Source organism: Actinosynnema sp. NPDC023658, from assembly GCF_040639995.1.
In the GTDB taxonomy this organism is placed as follows: Bacteria; Actinomycetota; Actinomycetes; order Mycobacteriales; family Pseudonocardiaceae; genus Actinosynnema.
Window position 1 is genome coordinate 1 of sequence record NZ_JBFAAX010001228.1, and the last position, 1501, is coordinate 1501.

General features: G+C 72.5%; 2 protein-coding genes. Both read left to right on the forward strand.

Features of this window, described 5'->3' with window-relative positions; all coding sequences use genetic code 11:
- On the forward strand, positions 1 to 1211 hold a 1211-nt coding region (locus AB0G02_RS39765), incomplete at its 5' end, for an FAD-binding oxidoreductase (RefSeq protein ID WP_360805571.1).
- Positions 1212 to 1288: 77 nt separating this feature from the next.
- Positions 1289 to 1501: hypothetical protein (locus tag AB0G02_RS39770; RefSeq protein WP_360805574.1), on the forward strand; the 213-nt coding region annotated here is incomplete at its 3' end.

The window sequence follows — 1501 nt, forward strand, 5'->3', positions numbered from 1 at the left end:
GTCACAACCTGGCCGGGTTCTCCACCACGACCGGTCTGCTGCTCGACCTGTCCAAGATGCGCGGCGTCCAGGTCCACCGCGGCCGGGGCGACGGGCGGGTGGACCGCGTGACCGTGGAGGCGGGCGCCACCATCGGGCGGTTCTACCCGCACCTGGAGCAGCACGAGGTCATCATGTCCACCGGCCGCTGCCCGACCGTGGGCATCTCCGGCCTGGTGCTCGGCGGCGGCATCGGCTTCAGCGACCGCAAGTTCGGCCTGACCTGCGACGCGCTGGTGAGCACGCAGGTCGTCACGGCCGACGGTGAGCTGATCACCTGCGACGAGAACACCCACTCCGACCTGTTCTGGGCCTGCCGCGGGGGCGCGGGCGGCAACTTCGGCGTGCACACCTCGTACACCTTCGAGGTCCAGCCGATGACCAGGGACGACCCGGTCACCTTCTACGACCTGCGGTGGAGGAACGCGACCGACGACACCGCCAAGCGGATCGCGGAGCGGCTCCAGGAGGCGGTGCGGCACGCCCCGGACGAGTTCGACCTCCGACTCGGGATCACCACCAGCGGCCTGCCCGGCCACCGGGAGGAGATCGAGGCCAACACGACCGTGGCGGCCCTGGGACAGCACTACGGCGACCGCGCGGAGCTGGAGCGGATCCTGCGCGACGTGCTCGACGCGAGGCCCGCGCCGGACGTGTGCGTGATCCGGGAGAGCAACGTGTGGGACGCGGCGCGCTCGCTGTTCGCCACGACCCCGATCTTCAAGTCCGAGACCAAGTCGCGCATCCTCGACGAGCCCCTGGACGCCGGGACCGTCCAAGCGCTCGTGCGGCACGTGCGCGCCTACCCCGGCAGCTACAACGAGGACGGCGCCGGGCTGGCCGTGTTCGCCATGGGCGGCGCGATCGCGCGCAAGAAGCGCACCGACACCGCCTTCGTGCACCGCGACGCGCTGTTCATCATCGCCGTCGAGGCCACCTGGGCCGATGACGACACCCCGCGGGTCGAGGCCGACAACCTGCGCTGGGTCGACGAGCTCCACCGGCTCGTGCCCGCGCAGCTGGGCGAGGCCGCCTACCAGAACTTCCCCGACCGCGACCTGACCGACCCGCTCACCGCCTACTACGGCGAGAACCAGCACCGGCTGCGCGAGGTGAAGCGGGCCTACGACCCGCACGACTTCTTCCACCACGCCCAGAGCATCCCCGGGTGAACCGCCCGGCACCCGCGCACACCTCACGACGGCAGCACCACGCACGTCCCGACCACCGCACCCCCAGTGGAGAACCCGTGCCCGAACAGATCGGCCCCGACCCGCTCGCCCCCACCACCGGCGAACCCGATCACCCCCTGGCCCGCCGCACCGTGCTGACCGGCGCCCTGGCCGCGGGCGCCGTCCTGGCGTCCGCACCGAGCGCCCTCGCCGCTCCCGGACGACGACCGGCGGACGACGGGCGCGTCGGCGTGTCGGGCTCGTCGATCGCGGTCTCGCCCGGGCGACTG